We start from the raw sequence: 15,357 nt of genomic DNA on the forward strand, positions 1-15,357 counted from the left end.
GGAGACCCCATGAGCGACAAACACCTCTCCAGCCAGTTCGACGCCGAACTCAATTCCATCTCCACCCATGTGCTGGAGATGGGCGGCATGGTCGAAGCCCAGCTCCACCAGGCGGTGTATGCCCTGGTCAACATGAGCCTGGAAACCGCCCACCAGGTGATCGAGAACGAGGCCCGCATCAACCAGATGGAGCTGCAGATCGACCACGAGATCATCTCCACCATCGGTCGCCGCCAGCCCACCGCACGCGACCTGCGCTTCCTCATGGCCATCTCGCGCACCACCCAGAATCTGGAGCGGGCCGGTGACGAGGTGGCCCGCATCGCCCGCATGGTCAAGTCCATCATCGAGAACGGCACCCCGCGCAATCTGCCCATCTCGGAGCTGCGCATGGCGTCCGACCTGGCGGCCTCCATGCTGCGCAAGACGCTCGACTCCTTCGCCCGCCTCGACACCACCATGGCCCTGGCCATCATCAAGGGCGACGACGACATCGACCGCGAGTACAACGGCTTCCTGCGCAAGCTCATCACGTACATGATGGAAGACCCGCGCACCATCTCGCCCAGCCTGGACCTGCTGTTCCTGGCCAAGTCGATCGAGCGGGTGGGCGACCATGCCAAGAACATCGCCGAACAGATCATCTTCATCGTCAAGGGCGAAGACATCCGCCATGTCCCGGTGGACAAGGTGGCTTCGGTGGTCGGATGAGAAAGCTGCCCCGCGTGCTGGTGGTCGAGGATGAACCCTCGATCGCCGAACTGATTGCCGTCAACCTGCGCCACAACGGCTTTGCGCCCACCGTGGTGTTCGACGGTGCGGCCGCCCAGCGCGAGGTCGATGCGGTGCTGCCCGACGTCATCCTGCTCGACTGGATGCTGCCCGGCGAAAGCGGTGCCTCGCTGGCGCGGCAGTGGCGCAAGCAGGAGCGGACCAAGACGGTGCCGATCCTGATGCTCACCGCCCGCAGCGACGAGTCCGACAAGGTCCAGGGGCTCGACGCCGGCGCCGACGACTACATCACCAAGCCGTTTTCCACCCAGGAACTGATGGCGCGCATCCGTGCGGTGCTGCGCCGCCGGGCCCCCGAGGTGGTGAACGATTCGGTCCAGGTGGGCGATCTGACGCTGGACGCCGCCACCTACCGGGTGAGCTTCCGGGGCAACGAACTCAAGGTCGGTCCGACTGAGTTCAAGCTGCTGCACTACCTCATGAAGCACGCGGAGCGGGTGCACTCGCGTGGTACCCTGCTCGACAAGGTCTGGGGAGACCATGTGTTCATCGAGGAGAGGACCGTGGACGTGCATGTCAAACGCCTGAGGGAGTCGCTGGGCCAGGCGTCCAGCATGATCGAGACCGTCCGCGGTGCCGGCTACCGTCTGACCGCACAGGGCAGCGGCGCACGGCCGGCCCAGGGAACCTCTGCTTCTGCCGCATGACCCGGCGGGCGATCGAACTGCTGCTGCTGGTGGCACTGGCGGCGGTGTGGGGCTGGTCGCGCGACTCCGCGCCGATGGCCGTCGGCGGCGCCCTGGTGGGTGCCCTGGTCTGGGTCGTCATCGACAGCCTGCGCGCCAACCGTGTGCTCAAGTGGCTCAACAAGGCCGACGTGTCCCGTGCGCCCGAGATGGGAGGCACCTGGGGCGAGGTGCTCGACCGGTGCCGCCGTCTGGTCAAGAAGCTGGAGAAGAAGGCGCAGAACAGCGACGCCCGGCTGGACGACTTCCTGTCGGCCATCCAGGCTTCGCCCAACGGCGTGGTGCTGCTGGATGCCAGCGGCCGCATCGAGTGGGCCAACCTGACGGCATCGAGCCACCTGGGCTTCGATCCGCAGCGTGATCTGGGCCAGTACGTGCGCAACATGGTGCGCAATCCGGCGTTCTCCACCTACCTGGCCGAAGGCGACTTCAGCCACGAGATCCAGGTCGACGGCATCGGCCCGCGCCCCTCGCAACCCAGCCGCATCTCCCTGCAGATCCACCCCTACGGCAAGAAGCGCAAGCTCATGCTGACCCGGGACGTGACGGCGGTGCAGCTGGCCGAGACCATGCGCCGCGACTTCGTGGCCAATGTCTCGCACGAGATCCGCACGCCGCTGACCGTTCTCAGCGGTTTCGTGGAGACCATGCAGAGCCTGCCGCTGGATGACGCCGAGCGGGCACGCTACCTCGAGCTCATGAGCCAGCAGGCCCAGCGCATGCAGACGCTGGTGAGCGATCTGCTCACCCTCTCACGCCTGGAAGGCAGTCCGGTGCCCGGTCTGGCCGAGTGGTCCGATGCAGAAGAGCTGCTGGGCCATGTGGTGCAGGAAGCCCGGGGACTGAGCATGGCCATCGCCTCCGCGCCGCACCGTATCGAGCCGGTGGGTGGCGAACGTTTCTGGATCGCCGGCAGCAAGAGCGAGCTGCTGAGCGCCATGTCGAACCTGCTGAGCAATGCGGTGCGGTACACCCCCGGCGGAGGCCTGATCGAGCCAGGCTGGCGGCTGCACGAGGACGGATCGGCCGAGTTCTTCGTCAAGGACAACGGACCCGGCATCGCGGCCGAACACCTGCCGCGTCTGACCGAGCGCTTCTACCGCGTGGACCGCAGCCGCTCCCGCGAGACCGGCGGCACCGGTCTGGGGCTGGCCATCGTCAAGCATGTGGCCCAGCGCCACGGCGGTCAGCTCGATGTGCAGAGCACGCAGGGCGAGGGTTCGTGCTTCATGATCGCGCTGCCCGCCAATCGCGTGCGGCGGTACGCCCCGTCGTGAGCGCTGGCGGGCTTCAGCGCCCGATGCGCCGGTACACCAGCAGGGTTTCCTTGCTGTCGCCCAGCCGGCTCACCGCAGCCTGGTAGGCCCATTCGGTCAGGTTGACCCGCTGGTCCAGGCTGGGCTGGGAGGCCGGTGAGACCACCATCACCCGGCAGCGGGCGTCACCGGATGCCGCCGACGGCACGACCGTGAGCCGGCCGTGGTACCGCAACGCAGTGATCTGGCCCGGGTTCAGGCCGTCGGCCATCACGCAGCTGCCCGGCGGCACCAGGGTGGCGATGCGCCGGGACAGCGGGCCGTAGCTGCGGCCAAAGTCCAGCAGGGGCAGCCACAGCGTCATCAGCAGCAGCCAGCACAGCGTGGCGCCGGCCGAGGGCAGCACCAGGCTCTTCCACAGCGCCTGGCGGTGACGGCCCACCCGCCAGCTCACCAGCCAGATCCAGGCCAGGGTGGCCAGCAGTCCCAGCACGAAGGGCAGGAACGAGAACTCCGGCACGAAACCGGGCGCCAGCTTGGCCACGTTGGCCGCCGGTTTGGCCGGCACGCCGGTCATCATGGCCACCCAGATCACCCAGATGATCAGGGCGCAGCCGGAAAAGAACAGCAGGGTGAACCAGTCGATCAGGGCCGAGACGCTGCGTCTGAGCGTGGGGAGCGCGAAGGCCGCCAGTGCGGCCAGGCCGGGCAGGGCGGTCAGCAGGGCGCGGTCACGCTCGTCGGCGAGCGCACTGGTCAGCACACCCACGGCCACCAGCCACAGCGGCAGCGCCACATGGGGCGCCAGCCACTGGCGGCGCCAGCGCCATACCGTCCACATCGCCAGGGGCCAGGTCGGCCAGGTGAACCACAGCAGCAGACGGGCGAAGCTGTCGGCATCGTCGGTGCGGGGCGTCCAGCTGGACGGGGCGAGTCCGCCGCTGAGCCATTCGCCCAGGGCCAGGGCCAGCAGCCAGATCAGCCCGGCCATCCATCCGGCATGCGAGCGCCGTGTGGAGAGGGTCAGCATCCACACCAGACCCAGCGCCGCCAGCGGCAGCACGGCATCGCTCAGTGCCAGCACCGCACAGCCGGCCGCCCAGATGACCAGGCTGCGCCAGGGGCGTGGCGCATCCGGCGACAGCAGCCGTGCCGCGCCCAGCAGCAGCAGGGTGACGCCGCACAGCCGGGCCAGATCGGGCGTGGTCTCGTGGGACAGCTGGGCCAGGCCCAGGCAGGCCACCAGGGCCAGAAGGCCTGCATCGGCCAGTGCCCGGGCGTAATCGGTGGGGTGGGCCTCGCCGCCGAAAGCAAAGGCCACCGGCAATGCGGCCGGTTGCCGGGCCAGGTGGTAGACCGTGTACCAGACCGCCGCCAGCGTGATGGCCAGCAGTGCGATGAACGGCAGCCGGGCCGCGGAAGCCGGCTCCAGAAAGGGCAGGGCCTGGATGGCCAGCGCGCCCAGCCAGTAGGGCAGCAGCGCCGGGTCGGCCAGCGGCTGTCCCAGCACACCCGGCTGAAGCCACTGCCCCATGCCGGTGGCCATTTCCAGCATGGCACCGAAGGCCGCCACGTCCGCCAGCTTCCAGGGCTCCCGGCCCAGAAAGCCCGGCAGGACATAAGCCGCGCAGAACAGCAGCAGGGCCCAGCGCGGCAGGCGGCGGACGGCGGCCTGGGTGACGATGGCGGGCGTGGGCTGGTTCACGGCGTTGGACTATACCGGCGAAAAAAAAGCAGCTGACCAGCAGCTGCCTTCTCGGGGAGAAGCGCGATCAGGCCGATCAGGCCGAGGCGCGCTTGAACTTGTTGCGGAACTTCTCGACGCGACCGCCCATGTTGTCCACCGTCTTCTGGGTGCCGGTGTAGAAGGGGTGCGATTCGCTGGTGGTTTCCAGCTTGACCAGCGGCAGCTCGCGGCCGTCGTCCAGCTTGATCTTTTCCTTGGTGGTGACGCACGAGCGGGTCACGAACTGGAAGTTGTTCGACATGTCGACGAACACGACTTCGCGGTAATCGGGGTGGATGCCCTCTTTCATGGTGATTCCTTGGGGTTCAGTGGCGGCAGCCGCAGCGAAACCCTTTTCCGCTGTACTTGCCACTCAAGCAAAGCCTGCGAGTATACCAGCGCCGGTGGCGTCAGCCGCCGCGGCGCATCATGTCGAAGAATTCGGAGTTGTTCTTGGTGGCCTTCATGCTCTTGAGGACCATCTCCATGGCCTCGATCTCGTCCATGTTGTACATGAACTGGCGCAGGATCCGGGTCTTCTGCAGGATCTCGGGCTGCAGCAGCAGTTCCTCGCGGCGGGTACCGCTGCGGTTGAGCTGGATGGAGGGGAACACGCGCTTCTCGTACAGGCGGCGGTCCAGGTGGATCTCGCAGTTGCCGGTGCCCTTGAACTCTTCGAAGATCACCTCGTCCATGCGGGAGCCGGTGTCGACCAGGGCGGTGGCGATGATGGTCAGCGAGCCGCCTTCCTCCACCTTGCGGGCCGCACCGAAGAAGCGCTTGGGGCGCTGCAGGGCGTTGGCATCCACACCGCCGGTGAGCACCTTGCCCGAGGACGGCAGCACGTTGTTGTAGGCGCGGGCCAGACGGGTGATGGAGTCGAGCATGATCACCACGTCCTTCTTGAGCTCGACCAGGCGCTTGGCGCGCTCGATCACCATTTCGGCCACATGCACATGGCGGGCGGCCGGCTCGTCGAAGGTGGAGGCGATCACCTCGCCGCGCACGGTGCGCTGCATCTCGGTGACTTCCTCGGGGCGCTCGTCCACCAGCAGCACCATGAGTTCCACGTCGGGGTGGTTGGTGGTGATGGCGTGGCAGATGTGCTGCATCATGACCGTCTTGCCGCTCTTGGGCGGTGCCACGATCAGCGCGCGCTGGCCGCGGCCGATGGGGGCGATGATGTCGATGATGCGGCCGGTGATGTTCTCGTCGCTCTTGATGTCGCGTTCCAGACGCATCTGTTCCTTGGGGAACAGCGGCGTGAGGTTCTCGAACATGATCTTGTGCTTGTTGTCCTCGGGGGGCAGGCCGTTGATCTTGTCGAGCTTGTTCAGGGCAAAGTAGCGCTCGCCATCCTTGGGGATGCGCACCTCGCCCTCGATCATGTCGCCGGTGTGCAGGTTGAAGCGGCGGATCTGGCTGGGCGAGATGTAGATGTCGTCGGTGCTGGCGGTGTAGCTGGTGTCGGGTGCACGCAGGAAACCGAAGCCGTCGGGCAGCACTTCGAGCACACCGTCGGCGTACACCAGCTCGCCGCCCTTGGCGCGCTTTTTGATGATGGCGAACATCAGCTCCTGCTTGCGCATGCGGCCGGTGTTTTCGATCTCAAGCGCTTCAGCCTGCTTGAGGACTTCAGACACGTGCAGTGCCTTGAGTTCGTTGAGGTGCATGGAAATCACTCCGTGGGGGAGTTGCTGCGGGTAGCCGGGGGAGGGGGCGCCGGGGTCCGGAGATGGACGCTGCGCGAGGGGGGCGGACGCCTTGGGTGGGTCCGCTGCCGGAAATTATGACAGGAAACGGCAAGGGTCAACCGGGAACCGGTCGGCCCGGGCCTTGCCGCCCGGGCGCGAGGCTCAGACCAGTTGCTGGTCGATGAACTGGGTGAGCTGGGCCTTGCTGAGGGCGCCGACCTTGGTGGCGGCGAGCTGGCCGTCCTTGAACAGCATCAGGGTGGGAATGCCGCGGATGCCGAATTTGGCGGGCACGTCGCGGTTCTCGTCGACATTGAGCTTGGCCACCTGCAGCTTGCCGCTGTAAGCGCCGGCCACCTCGTCGAGGATGGGGGCGATCATCTTGCAGGGACCGCACCACTCGGCCCAGAAATCCACCAGCACCGGCGCCTTGGCGTCCAGAACGTCGGTCTGGAAACTGGCATCGGAAACGTGTTTGATCAGGTCGCTGGCCATGCTGGGGTCCTCTGGAGAAATCGGTGAGCGGGAGGTTACAGTCTGCGCGCCGGGCGGGCGGTGGATCCACCGGCATTTCAGCCCCGGCAAGACGGCCGCATTGTGACAGAAAGCTCCATCCCATGACGCCTGCCAGCCCAAGCCCTGATGCCCGGGTGCACGGCCAGCCGTTGCCGGTGTCGGCAGGGTGGCACCCGGTGTTCGTCCGACTGGACCAGATCCTTCGGGAAGAGCGTCTGGCGCCCGAGCGCGTGGTGGTCCTGGTGCCCTACGCGCAGCTGATGGAGACCGCCCGCCGGGCCTGGGCCAGCCGCATCGGCGACGGATTTCCCCCCCGCTTCGAGTCCAGCCGCAACTGGGCCTCCACCCTGGAGCCGTTCCTGCCCGGTCCCACAGACCTGGGCATCGACATGGCGCGCGACACCCTGATTGCTGCCAGCCTGCTGGAGCAGGTGATGCCCGAGCGCATCGACGCCTCGCTGCGCTCCGAGCTGACCACGCGCCTGATCGAGGCGGCGCGGCAGCTTGCACCGGTGGCGGCTGCCCGGCCCCCCGCCGAGCGGGCTGTCTGGTCGCAGGAGCGCAGCGAAGGCCTGGTGCCGGCGCTGGGAGCCCTGCGCTGGGAAAGCCTGATCGCCCGCCTGGCGCTGGCATGGGCGGGCACCTCCGCCTATGCCACCGACGCCCTGTGGAGCGAGCGCGCAGCCCCGGGGCGTGACGCCGACGCCCTCATCGTGCTCGACGGCCTGCAGCCCGATCCGCTGGCCGAGGCGCTGGCGCAGCACTGGGCGGGTCGATGCTGGCGGCTGTCCCTGCTGCCGTCGCCGGCAGGCGAGGCCGACGCTCCGGCGTCCGTCCTGCAGGTGCACCGCTGCCACGACGCCGAGGACGAGGCCCAGCGCGCGGCCGCCTGCGTGCTGCAGCACCTCCAGCAGGGCCGTGAGCCGGTGGCCCTGGTGGCCAACGACCGTCTGCTCACCCGACGGGTGAGTGCGCTGCTGGCGCAGCAGGGGGTCCCGGTGCGCGACGAGACCGGCTGGAAACTGTCGACGACCCGCAGCGCGGCAGCCCTGATGGCCGTGCTGCGGGCGGCCCGCGCCGACGCATCGATGGACGAAGCGCTGGATGCCCTGCGGCAGTCGCCGCTGTTCGCCACGGGCGGTAACGCGCCCCTGCTGCGCAGCCTGGAGCAACGGGCGCGCGAGCGCGGCGTGGCGCGCTGGTCGGCCGCTCTGGCGGTGCCGGCCCTGGCCGAGGTGGTGCCGCCGGGCGCGGCCGCATGGCTGGCGTCGCTGACGGCGCCCCGGCCTCTGGTGCGCTGGCTGACCGATCTGCGCACCGCGCTGGAGCAGGCGGGCATGGCGGAACCCATGGCCCTGGACACGGCCGGGCAGCAGGTGATGGCGGTGCTTCGATTGTCCGAGGGGGGGGCTGCCGAGCTGGCTGCCCTGGGAGCCGATGCCCCGGCCGACGACGGTAGCGCCGCTGGGGCCGCCAGTGGCGCACGGCGGCGGATGGGGCTGGCCAGCTTCAGCGCCTGGGTGCGCGACGTTCTGGAATCGGCCGTGTTCCATCCCCACACCGGGGTGGTCGCCGCCGTGGTGGTGCTGCCGCTGCCGCAGCTGCTGGGGCGCCGCTTCGGGGCGGTGGTGGCGCCCGGCTGCGACGAACTGCACCTGCCGGCAAGTCCCGAACTGCCGGGCCCGTGGACAGCCGCCCAGCGCGAGCATCTGGGCCTCATGCCGCGGGAAGCGCTGGCCCAGTCCGCCCGCCATGGCTGGCACTTGCTGCGGGACCAGCCCTGTGCCGACGTGCTGTGGCGCCAGGACGACCGGGGCGAGGCGCGTCTGCCGTCGCCCTGGCTGCAGCAGCAGGCGCTGGCGGCAGCGCCCGATCCGCGCCCCCTGCGCCAGTGGCCGCTGTCGGCGGTGCAGCGACCCCAGCCGACGGCGGCCGATCTGCTCCCGCAGCGGCTGTCCGCCAGCGCCTACACCCAGTTGCGCCAGTGCCCTTACCGCTTCTTTGCCTTGCGGCAACTGCGGCTGTCCGATGCCGCCGAGATCGACGACGAACCCGATGCCCGCGATCTGGGCAACTGGCTGCACCGGGTGCTGCGCCGCTTTCATGAGGACCGCCGGGACCTCCGGCCGGGCCGAGTGGCCGACCGCGACCGTCTCGATGCCCTGGCCCGCGACGAGGCCGTGGCCATGGGCCTGAACGCCGGCGAGGGCGGGGCGGGATTCCTGCCCTTCGAGGCGCAATGGCCGCAGCTGCGCGAGGGTTACCTGGACTGGCTGACCGGCTTCGAGGCCCCCGCCGACACCGACGGACCGCGCTTCGAGGCGGCCGAGATCGATCGCCAGTGCAGCCTCGGGCGCTGGACGCTGATCGGTCAGCTCGACCGCATCGATCGGCTGCCGGCGGCCCACGGCGGCCACGCCTTCGTCATCGATTACAAGACCGAGGGGCGCAGCAAGACCATCGACCGCAAGAAGCACATCGACGAGGATGTGCAGCTGGCGTTCTATGCCGCCTTGCTGCCCGACCAGCCGGTGCGTGCCGCCTACCTGAGCATCACCGACCAGCGCGGCACCGGCGAGAAGGCCGCCACCTGGATGTGGGAGCACCCCGACGTCACCGCCGCCGCCGACCGGCTGCTGGCGGGCATCCGGACCGATCTGGAGCGCATCGCGGCCGGAGCAACCCTGCCGGCGCTGGGCGAGAGCCCGGTCTGCGACCACTGCGAGGCCCGGGGCCTGTGCCGCAAGGATTTCTGGTCATGACGCCGGCCTTCCGCATCAACGGCCAGAACGCCGATCCGTCGGCGTTCTATGCGGTCGCCTGCAACCCCGGGCGCAGCGTGGCGGTGGAGGCCTGCGCCGGTGCCGGCAAGACCTGGATGCTGGTCTCGCGCATGCTGCGGGCGCTGCTGGACGGCTGCCCGCCGCAGGACATCCTGGCCATCACCTTCACCAAGAAGGCCGCTGGCGAGATGCGCGAGCGGCTGGACCGTCTGCTGCGCGAATGCGCCGACATGGACCCGGACCAGCGCATCGAGGCGCTGTGCCAGCGCGGCCTGTCCCCGTCCGATGCGCAGCGGCTCGAGCCCGAACTGGCCACGCTGCATGCACGTCTGCTGGCCGGCGGGCGATCGGTCCAGGTGCGCACCTTCCACAGCTGGTTTGCGGCGCTGCTGCGCGGTGCCCCGCTGTCGGTGCTGCAGGAGCTGGACCTGCCGCCGCGCTATGAGCTGCTGGAGGACGATCAGCCGGCCATCGAGCGCCTGTGGCCGCGCTTCCATGCCGCGCTGAACGAGCGACCGCAGGAGCGGGCCGACTTCTTCGAGCTGGTGGCCCGCCATGGCCGCAGCCAGACGCGCAAGGCGCTGCTGCAGGCCCTGGCCCGCCGGGTGGAGTTCTCGCTGGCCGACGCGGCGGGCGTGCTCGACCGGTCGGTGCAGCCCTTCGGCGAGGCCTTTCCTGCGCTGCAGGGCTTCGACCGCCCGGAGCACGCCCTGCTGGCGCCGGCCGCCCGGCAGCGCTGGCAGGGCTGGGCGTCCGCGCTGGGCCAGCTCCCCAACAAGCCGCCGCAGAAGGCGGCCCAGGGCGTGATCGACGCCTTTCTGTTGCCCGACGAGCCCGGGTCGATGACCCAGCGCCTGGCCAAGCTTCGAAGCGTGTTCTTCGTGAAAGAGCACGACCGCCTGAACCGGTATCTCGAAAAGCTGCCAGAGGCACAGCAGGCCGAGGCCGAACTGCAGCTGCTGTGCGCCGCCGTGCGCCAGCACGACGCCTGGCACCACCACCACCGCATGGTCCGACTGGTGCGGCTGCTGCTGGCCTGCTTTGCCGGCTTCAAGCGGGAGCAGGGCTGGGTCGACATGAACGATGTCGAGGGCGCTGCCCGCCGCCTGCTGGGCGATGCCGAGCTGTCGGGCTGGCTGCAGCAGCGGCTCGATGCGCGGCTGCGCCATGTGCTGATCGACGAATTCCAGGACACCAACCCGTTGCAGTGGCAGGCCCTCTACGGCTGGTTGTCGGGTTATGCCGGCGCCGGGCCGGGCGAGGCGCCCAGCGTGTTCCTGGTGGGCGATCCCAAGCAGTCCATCTACCGGTTCCGGCGGGCCGAGCCGCAGGTGTTCCGCGCCGCGCAGGCCTTCGTGCGGGAAGGGCTGGATGGCGCCCTGCTGAGCTGCGACCACACCCGGCGCTGTGCACCGGCGGTGGTGAAGGCACTCAATGGCGTCATGCAGGAGGCCGAACAGGCCGGCGAATACGGCGAGGCGGTGGGTGCGGCGTTTCGCCCCCACACCACCGGCAGCGACGCCGAAGGCAGCGTGCTGCAGCTGCCGCCGGTGGCCGCCGACCCGGACGAGCCCGGTGCCGATCCCGACGGGGAGGCCGCGGCGCCCGATGCCTGGCGCGACAGCCTCACCCAGCCCCGCCACGTCCCTGAAGAAAAGCGGCCTGCCCTGGAGGCCCGCCAGCTGGCCGACTGGATTGCCGCCGAACTGGCCCGCGGGACGCTGCGCCCGAGCGACGTGATGGTGCTGGCCCGCAAGCGCGAGCGCCTGGGCTGGCTGTTCGAGGCGCTGCGCGAGCGCGGCATACCGGCCGACCAGCCGGAGAAGCTCGACCTGGCCGATGCCCCGGCCGTCCAGGACGTGGTGGCCCTGCTCGATGCGCTGGTCTCGACCGACCACAACCTGTCCCTGGCCCGCGCACTGCGCTCGCCCATCCTGGGCTGGTCGGACGACGACCTGGCCGATCTCGCGCGGGCCTGCCGACAGGCCACCGACGCGCCGTCGTGGTGGGATGCCCTGCAGGCCGGCCCGGCCGCCGGGGCGGGAATGGACGACGTCCGCGCGGTCCGCTGGCGCGAGACCGCCCGCTGGCTGGCCCGCTGGCAGTCGCTGGTGCAGGACTGGCCGCCGCACGACGCGCTGTCGGCCATCTATGCCGATGCGGATCTGCTCGGGCGTTACGCCGCCTGTGTGCCGCCTGCGCAGCGCAGCGGTGTGCTGGCCCAGCTGCGCGAGCTGCTGCTGCTGTCGCTGGACATCGAGGGTGGCCGGTTCCTCACGCCCTACCGCTGGGTGCGGGCGCTCAAGGCCGGGCAGCTGCCCGCGCCGCAGGCCCAGCCGGCGGACGCCGTGCGGCTGCTCACCATCCACGGCGCCAAGGGCCTGGAGGCCCCGGTGGTGGTGCTGATGGACACGCAGTCCGGCGGCGGCAGGCCGGAGAGCATGGGGGTGCTGGTGGACTGGCCCGGCGAGTCGCCCATGCCGCGCCGCATGGTGTTCATGGTGAGCGAGAAGCAGCCGCCCGCCTGCGCGGCCACCGCGCTCGAGATCGAGCGCCAGGCGCGGTCCCTGGAAGAGCTCAATGCCCTGTATGTGGCCATGACCCGCGCCGAGCGCTGCCTGGTCGTCTCCAGTTTCGTGCCGGGTCGGGCCGGCGAGGGGCGCAGCTGGTTCGACCGGCTGGCCCCCCATGCGACGCCCGTCGAGCCGGCGCCACCCGCGCTGCCCGGCACCGGCGATGCCGCCAGCGCCGGCACGCCCGCCCTCTGCGAGCTGCCCGACCTGCCGGTGTGGACCGCACCCCGCCGACCTGCGGCGCAGACCCCGGCAGCCCGCCCCGACGAGGACGACACCGCCGCCCGGCTGGGCCTGGCCCTGCACCGGCTGCTGCAGTGGTGTCCGACGCCGCTGGCCGGCTTCGACTGGCATGCCGGCCATGTCAAGGCCGTGGCGCGCGAGTTCGAGCTGACGCCGGCCCAGGCGGCCGATGCGCTGGCCGCCGCGGGTCGCATCGTGCAGGGCGAGGCGGCCTGGGCCTGGGACGCCGACCGGGTGGACTCGGCCCGCAACGAGGTCGACCTGTTCCACCAGGGCCAGCTGCTGCGGCTGGACCGGCTGGTGCGCGAGACCGCCACCGGCACCTGGTGGGTGCTGGACCACAAGAGCGCGCTGCGGCCCGAACTCGACCCCGATCTGCGCGCCCAGCTGCGCCGCTACGGCGAGGCGGTGCGTGCGGCGCGACCGGGCGAGGCGGTGCGTACCGCCTTCATCAACCTGGCCGGGCGGCTCATCGAGCCGGCGGCCGATACCGAATCTTCATGACCGCATCTCCCTCTGTCCTTCCGGTGGACGTGGCCGTCATCGGTGGTGGCCCGGCCGGGCTCATGGCCGCCGAGCGCCTGCAGGCCCGGGGCCACGCCATCCACCTGTTCGATGCCATGCCTTCGGTGGGCCGCAAGTTCCTGCTGGCGGGCAAGGGCGGGCTCAACCTCACCCACGCCGAAGGCTTCGAGGCGTTCTGCAGCCGGTATGCCGGGCGCACGCCGTCGCTGCGGCCGCTGCTGCAGGCTTTCGGGCCGCAGGCGCTGCGCGACTGGGCCGATGGCCTGGGCGTCGGCACCTTCGTGGGCACCTCGCAGCGCGTGTTCCCCACCGACATGAAGGCGGCCCCGTTGCTGCGGGCCTGGCTGCAGCGCCTGCGGCACCCGCCTGCACCCGGCGTGCCGGTGCAGTTCCACATGCGGCACCGCTGGCAGGGCTGGCAGAAGCCCGGCGATCCCTCCAGCCCGCTGGTGTTCGACACCCCGCACGGTCGGCAACGGGTGCAGGCCCGCGCCACGGTGCTGGCCCTGGGCGGCGCCAGCTGGGCCCGGCTGGGGTCGGACGGCGCCTGGCAGCCCTGGCTGCAGGCCGCCGGCATCGGGCTGCGGCCGCTGGTGCCGTCCAACTGCGGCTTCGACGTGGCCGGGTCGCCGGTGCACGGCCGCAGCGAGGGATGGACGCCCCTGCTGTCCGAGCGCTGGGCCGGCCAGCCGTTCAAGTCGGTGCGGCTGCGCTGCACCGGCGTCGATGGCGAGGTGTTCGACCGCCAGGGCGAATTCGTGCTCACCGCCACCGGCATCGAAGGCAGCCTGGTCTACGCCGCCTCGCGATTGCTGCGCGAGCGCATCGCGGCCGACGGGCAGGCCATGGTCGAGCTGGATCTGTTGCCCCACCGCAGCGCCGACTGGGTCCGGGAGCAGGTGGCGCATCCGCGCGGCTCCCGCAGCCTGTCCAGCCACCTGAAAAGCCGCCTGGGCATCGACGGCCTGAAGCTGGCCATGCTGAGCGAACTGCTCGACAAGGCCGCCATGAACGACCCGTTGCGACTGACCGCCGCCATCAAGGCGCTGCCCGTCATGCTGCGGCGCTGCCGTCCCATCGACGAGGCCATCAGCAGCGCTGGCGGGGTGTGCTTCGAGGCCCTGGACGATCACCTCATGGTGCGCCAGCACCCGGGCCTGTTCGTGGCCGGCGAGATGCTCGACTGGGAAGCCCCCACCGGCGGCTACCTGCTCACGGCCACGATGGCCAGCGGCGTGGCCGCCGGGGAGGGGGCCGCGCGCTGGCTGGCCTAGTCCGGCGCCGGGAAGGTCAGGGTGAAGCGCGCGCCCTGGTCCACCCCGCCTTCACCGCACACGCTGCCGCCGTGCCGTTCCATGATGCGGCGCACATTCGCCAGCCCCATGCCTTCGCCACCAAACTGCTGGGACGAATGCAGGCGGTGGAAAGGCTTGAACAGGTCACCCGCCTGGGCCGGCGCAAAGCCCACGCCGTTGTCCTCCACCACCACCTCGATGCTGCCGTCGCACGCGCTGGCGGCCCGGATCGCGATCTGCGCCGGCGCACGGCCGACGGTGTACTTCAGGGCGTTGCCGACCAGGTTGACGAACACCTGCCGCACCAGACCGGGGTGGCCCAGGACCATGGGCAGGGGCGTGATGTCCCAGCGGATGTCGCGCCCGGCGGTCTCGCCGGACAGGGTTTCCAGGGCACCTTTCAGTGCCGCATCCAGCGACAGGGGCTCCAGCGTCAGCGCTTCGTTGCCCAGGCGCGCGAAGTCGAGCATGTCCCGGACCATGCGCAGCGACAGGTCGGAGGACTTCACGCCCATCTCCAGCAGGCCGGCGTCGGGAGCCGCGCCCTCGCGCACGTCGTGCAGCACCGCATCGAGCACGCCCCGGATGCTCAGCAGCGGTCCCCGCAGGTCGTGGGCCACCCGGGCGGCGAAGGCGTCGAGTTCGGCGTTCACCGTCTCCAGCTGCACCACCTTCTGGCGCACCTCGGCCTGCAGCCGGCGGTTGTGGCAGCGCAGCCGCTGCAACGCCAGCGCCCGCTCGATGACCACCAGCAGGGCCCGGTAGGCGAAGGGCTTCTGGACGATGTCCACCGCTCCCTGGCGCATGGCCTCGATCACCGACGGCACGTTGGCATGACCGGTCATGAGCACCACCACCACATCGGGAGACTGCAGCTGGGCGCGGCGGGTCAGCTCGATGCCGTCCATGCCGGGCATCTGCAGGTCGGTCAGGAGCAGGTCGAACCGGGCCTGGGCCAGCATGGCCAGGGCCTCGTCGGGCGTGTCGCAGCGTTCGACCCGGAAACCGTGTTCCTGCAGCACCAGTTGCAGCGACTCGCTCTGCAACGGGTCATCGTCCACGACCAGCAGGCTGCCTTCACGGCCGGCCGTACCATCCTTCATCGTTGTTGTCATGTGCATTCCACTTGCGTCGACCGCGCTTCCGGTCGCTTCCTCGTCCCTGGCCGCAGGATAACGGGCCGGTGCTGCAGGCGGTTGCATCAACCCCATGGATCATCACGTTTTGCTGATCTGGATCAACATCGGCGCTGCTGCCCGATGCGGCGG

General features: G+C 70.2%; 11 protein-coding genes. 6 read left to right on the forward strand and 5 right to left on the reverse strand.

Going from position 1 to position 15,357, the window contains the following annotated elements; translation table 11 throughout:
* The first annotated feature begins 9 nt into the window (after window positions 1-9).
* Genes phoU through phoR form a run of 3 tightly spaced genes read left to right on the forward strand, consistent with a single transcriptional unit; the run spans window position 10 to window position 2,755 of the window.
* A complete protein-coding gene (phoU, locus tag CAP38_RS08105) occupies window positions 10-711 on the forward strand; it encodes a phosphate signaling complex protein PhoU (protein WP_086120738.1) in 702 nt (233 codons plus the stop codon).
* Window positions 708-1,439: a phosphate regulon transcriptional regulator PhoB gene (phoB, locus tag CAP38_RS08110; protein WP_086120740.1), complete on the forward strand. Its 732-nt coding sequence runs from the start codon at window positions 708-710 to the stop codon at window positions 1,437-1,439. Before phoU ends, phoB begins: the two co-directional genes overlap by 4 nt.
* Window positions 1,436-2,755 carry a phosphate regulon sensor histidine kinase PhoR gene (phoR, locus tag CAP38_RS08115; RefSeq protein WP_086120742.1) on the forward strand — a complete coding sequence of 440 codons (1,320 nt, stop codon included), beginning with the start codon at window positions 1,436-1,438 and terminating at the stop codon, window positions 2,753-2,755. The genes phoB and phoR overlap by 4 nt, the downstream gene beginning before the upstream one ends.
* A 13-nt stretch (window positions 2,756-2,768) precedes the next feature.
* Here the strand turns inward: phoR and CAP38_RS08120 are convergent, their stop codons facing one another.
* From CAP38_RS08120 to trxA, 4 genes are all read right to left on the reverse strand, one after another.
* On the reverse strand, window positions 2,769-4,439 hold the full coding sequence (locus CAP38_RS08120) for a hypothetical protein (RefSeq protein WP_086120745.1): 1,671 nt from the start codon (window positions 4,437-4,439) through the stop codon (window positions 2,769-2,771).
* Window positions 4,440-4,515: 76 nt separating this feature from the next.
* On the reverse strand, window positions 4,516-4,770 hold the full coding sequence (locus CAP38_RS08125) for a type B 50S ribosomal protein L31 (RefSeq protein ID WP_086120747.1): 255 nt from the start codon (window positions 4,768-4,770) through the stop codon (window positions 4,516-4,518).
* 100 nt (window positions 4,771-4,870) lie between these two features.
* Complete coding sequence (gene rho, locus CAP38_RS08130; protein ID WP_086120749.1) at window positions 4,871-6,133, reverse strand: transcription termination factor Rho; 1,263 nt, start codon at window positions 6,131-6,133, stop codon at window positions 4,871-4,873.
* A 183-nt stretch (window positions 6,134-6,316) separates the two neighbouring features.
* On the reverse strand, window positions 6,317-6,649 hold the full coding sequence (trxA, locus tag CAP38_RS08135) for a thioredoxin TrxA (protein WP_086120750.1): 333 nt from the start codon (window positions 6,647-6,649) through the stop codon (window positions 6,317-6,319).
* Window positions 6,650-6,771: 122 nt separating this feature from the next.
* Between trxA and CAP38_RS08140 the strand changes: the two genes are divergently transcribed.
* The 3 genes from CAP38_RS08140 to CAP38_RS08150 are packed head-to-tail and all read left to right on the forward strand — an operon-like array spanning window position 6,772 to window position 14,068.
* Window positions 6,772-9,432, forward strand: a complete 2,661-nt coding sequence (locus CAP38_RS08140; RefSeq protein ID WP_086120752.1) for a PD-(D/E)XK nuclease family protein — start codon at window positions 6,772-6,774, stop codon at window positions 9,430-9,432.
* Window positions 9,429-12,773: an exodeoxyribonuclease V subunit beta gene (locus CAP38_RS08145; protein ID WP_086120754.1), complete on the forward strand. Its 3,345-nt coding sequence runs from the start codon at window positions 9,429-9,431 to the stop codon at window positions 12,771-12,773. Before CAP38_RS08140 ends, CAP38_RS08145 begins: the two co-directional genes overlap by 4 nt.
* The gene (locus CAP38_RS08150) at window positions 12,770-14,068 is read left to right on the forward strand and encodes a TIGR03862 family flavoprotein (protein WP_086120756.1); all 1,299 of its coding nucleotides are present in this window, start codon (window positions 12,770-12,772) and stop codon (window positions 14,066-14,068) included. Before CAP38_RS08145 ends, CAP38_RS08150 begins: the two co-directional genes overlap by 4 nt.
* Here CAP38_RS08150 and CAP38_RS08155 read toward each other — a convergent pair.
* Window positions 14,065-15,192, reverse strand: coding sequence for a response regulator (locus tag CAP38_RS08155; RefSeq protein ID WP_179188493.1), 1,128 nt, complete (start codon window positions 15,190-15,192; stop codon window positions 14,065-14,067). The two genes, CAP38_RS08150 and CAP38_RS08155, sit on opposite strands and share 4 nt — an antisense overlap.
* Between the last annotated feature and the right edge of the window lie 165 nt (window positions 15,193-15,357).

This window comes from Hydrogenophaga sp. IBVHS2, assembly GCF_002127215.1.
GTDB lineage: Bacteria > Pseudomonadota > Gammaproteobacteria > Burkholderiales > Burkholderiaceae_C > Hydrogenophaga.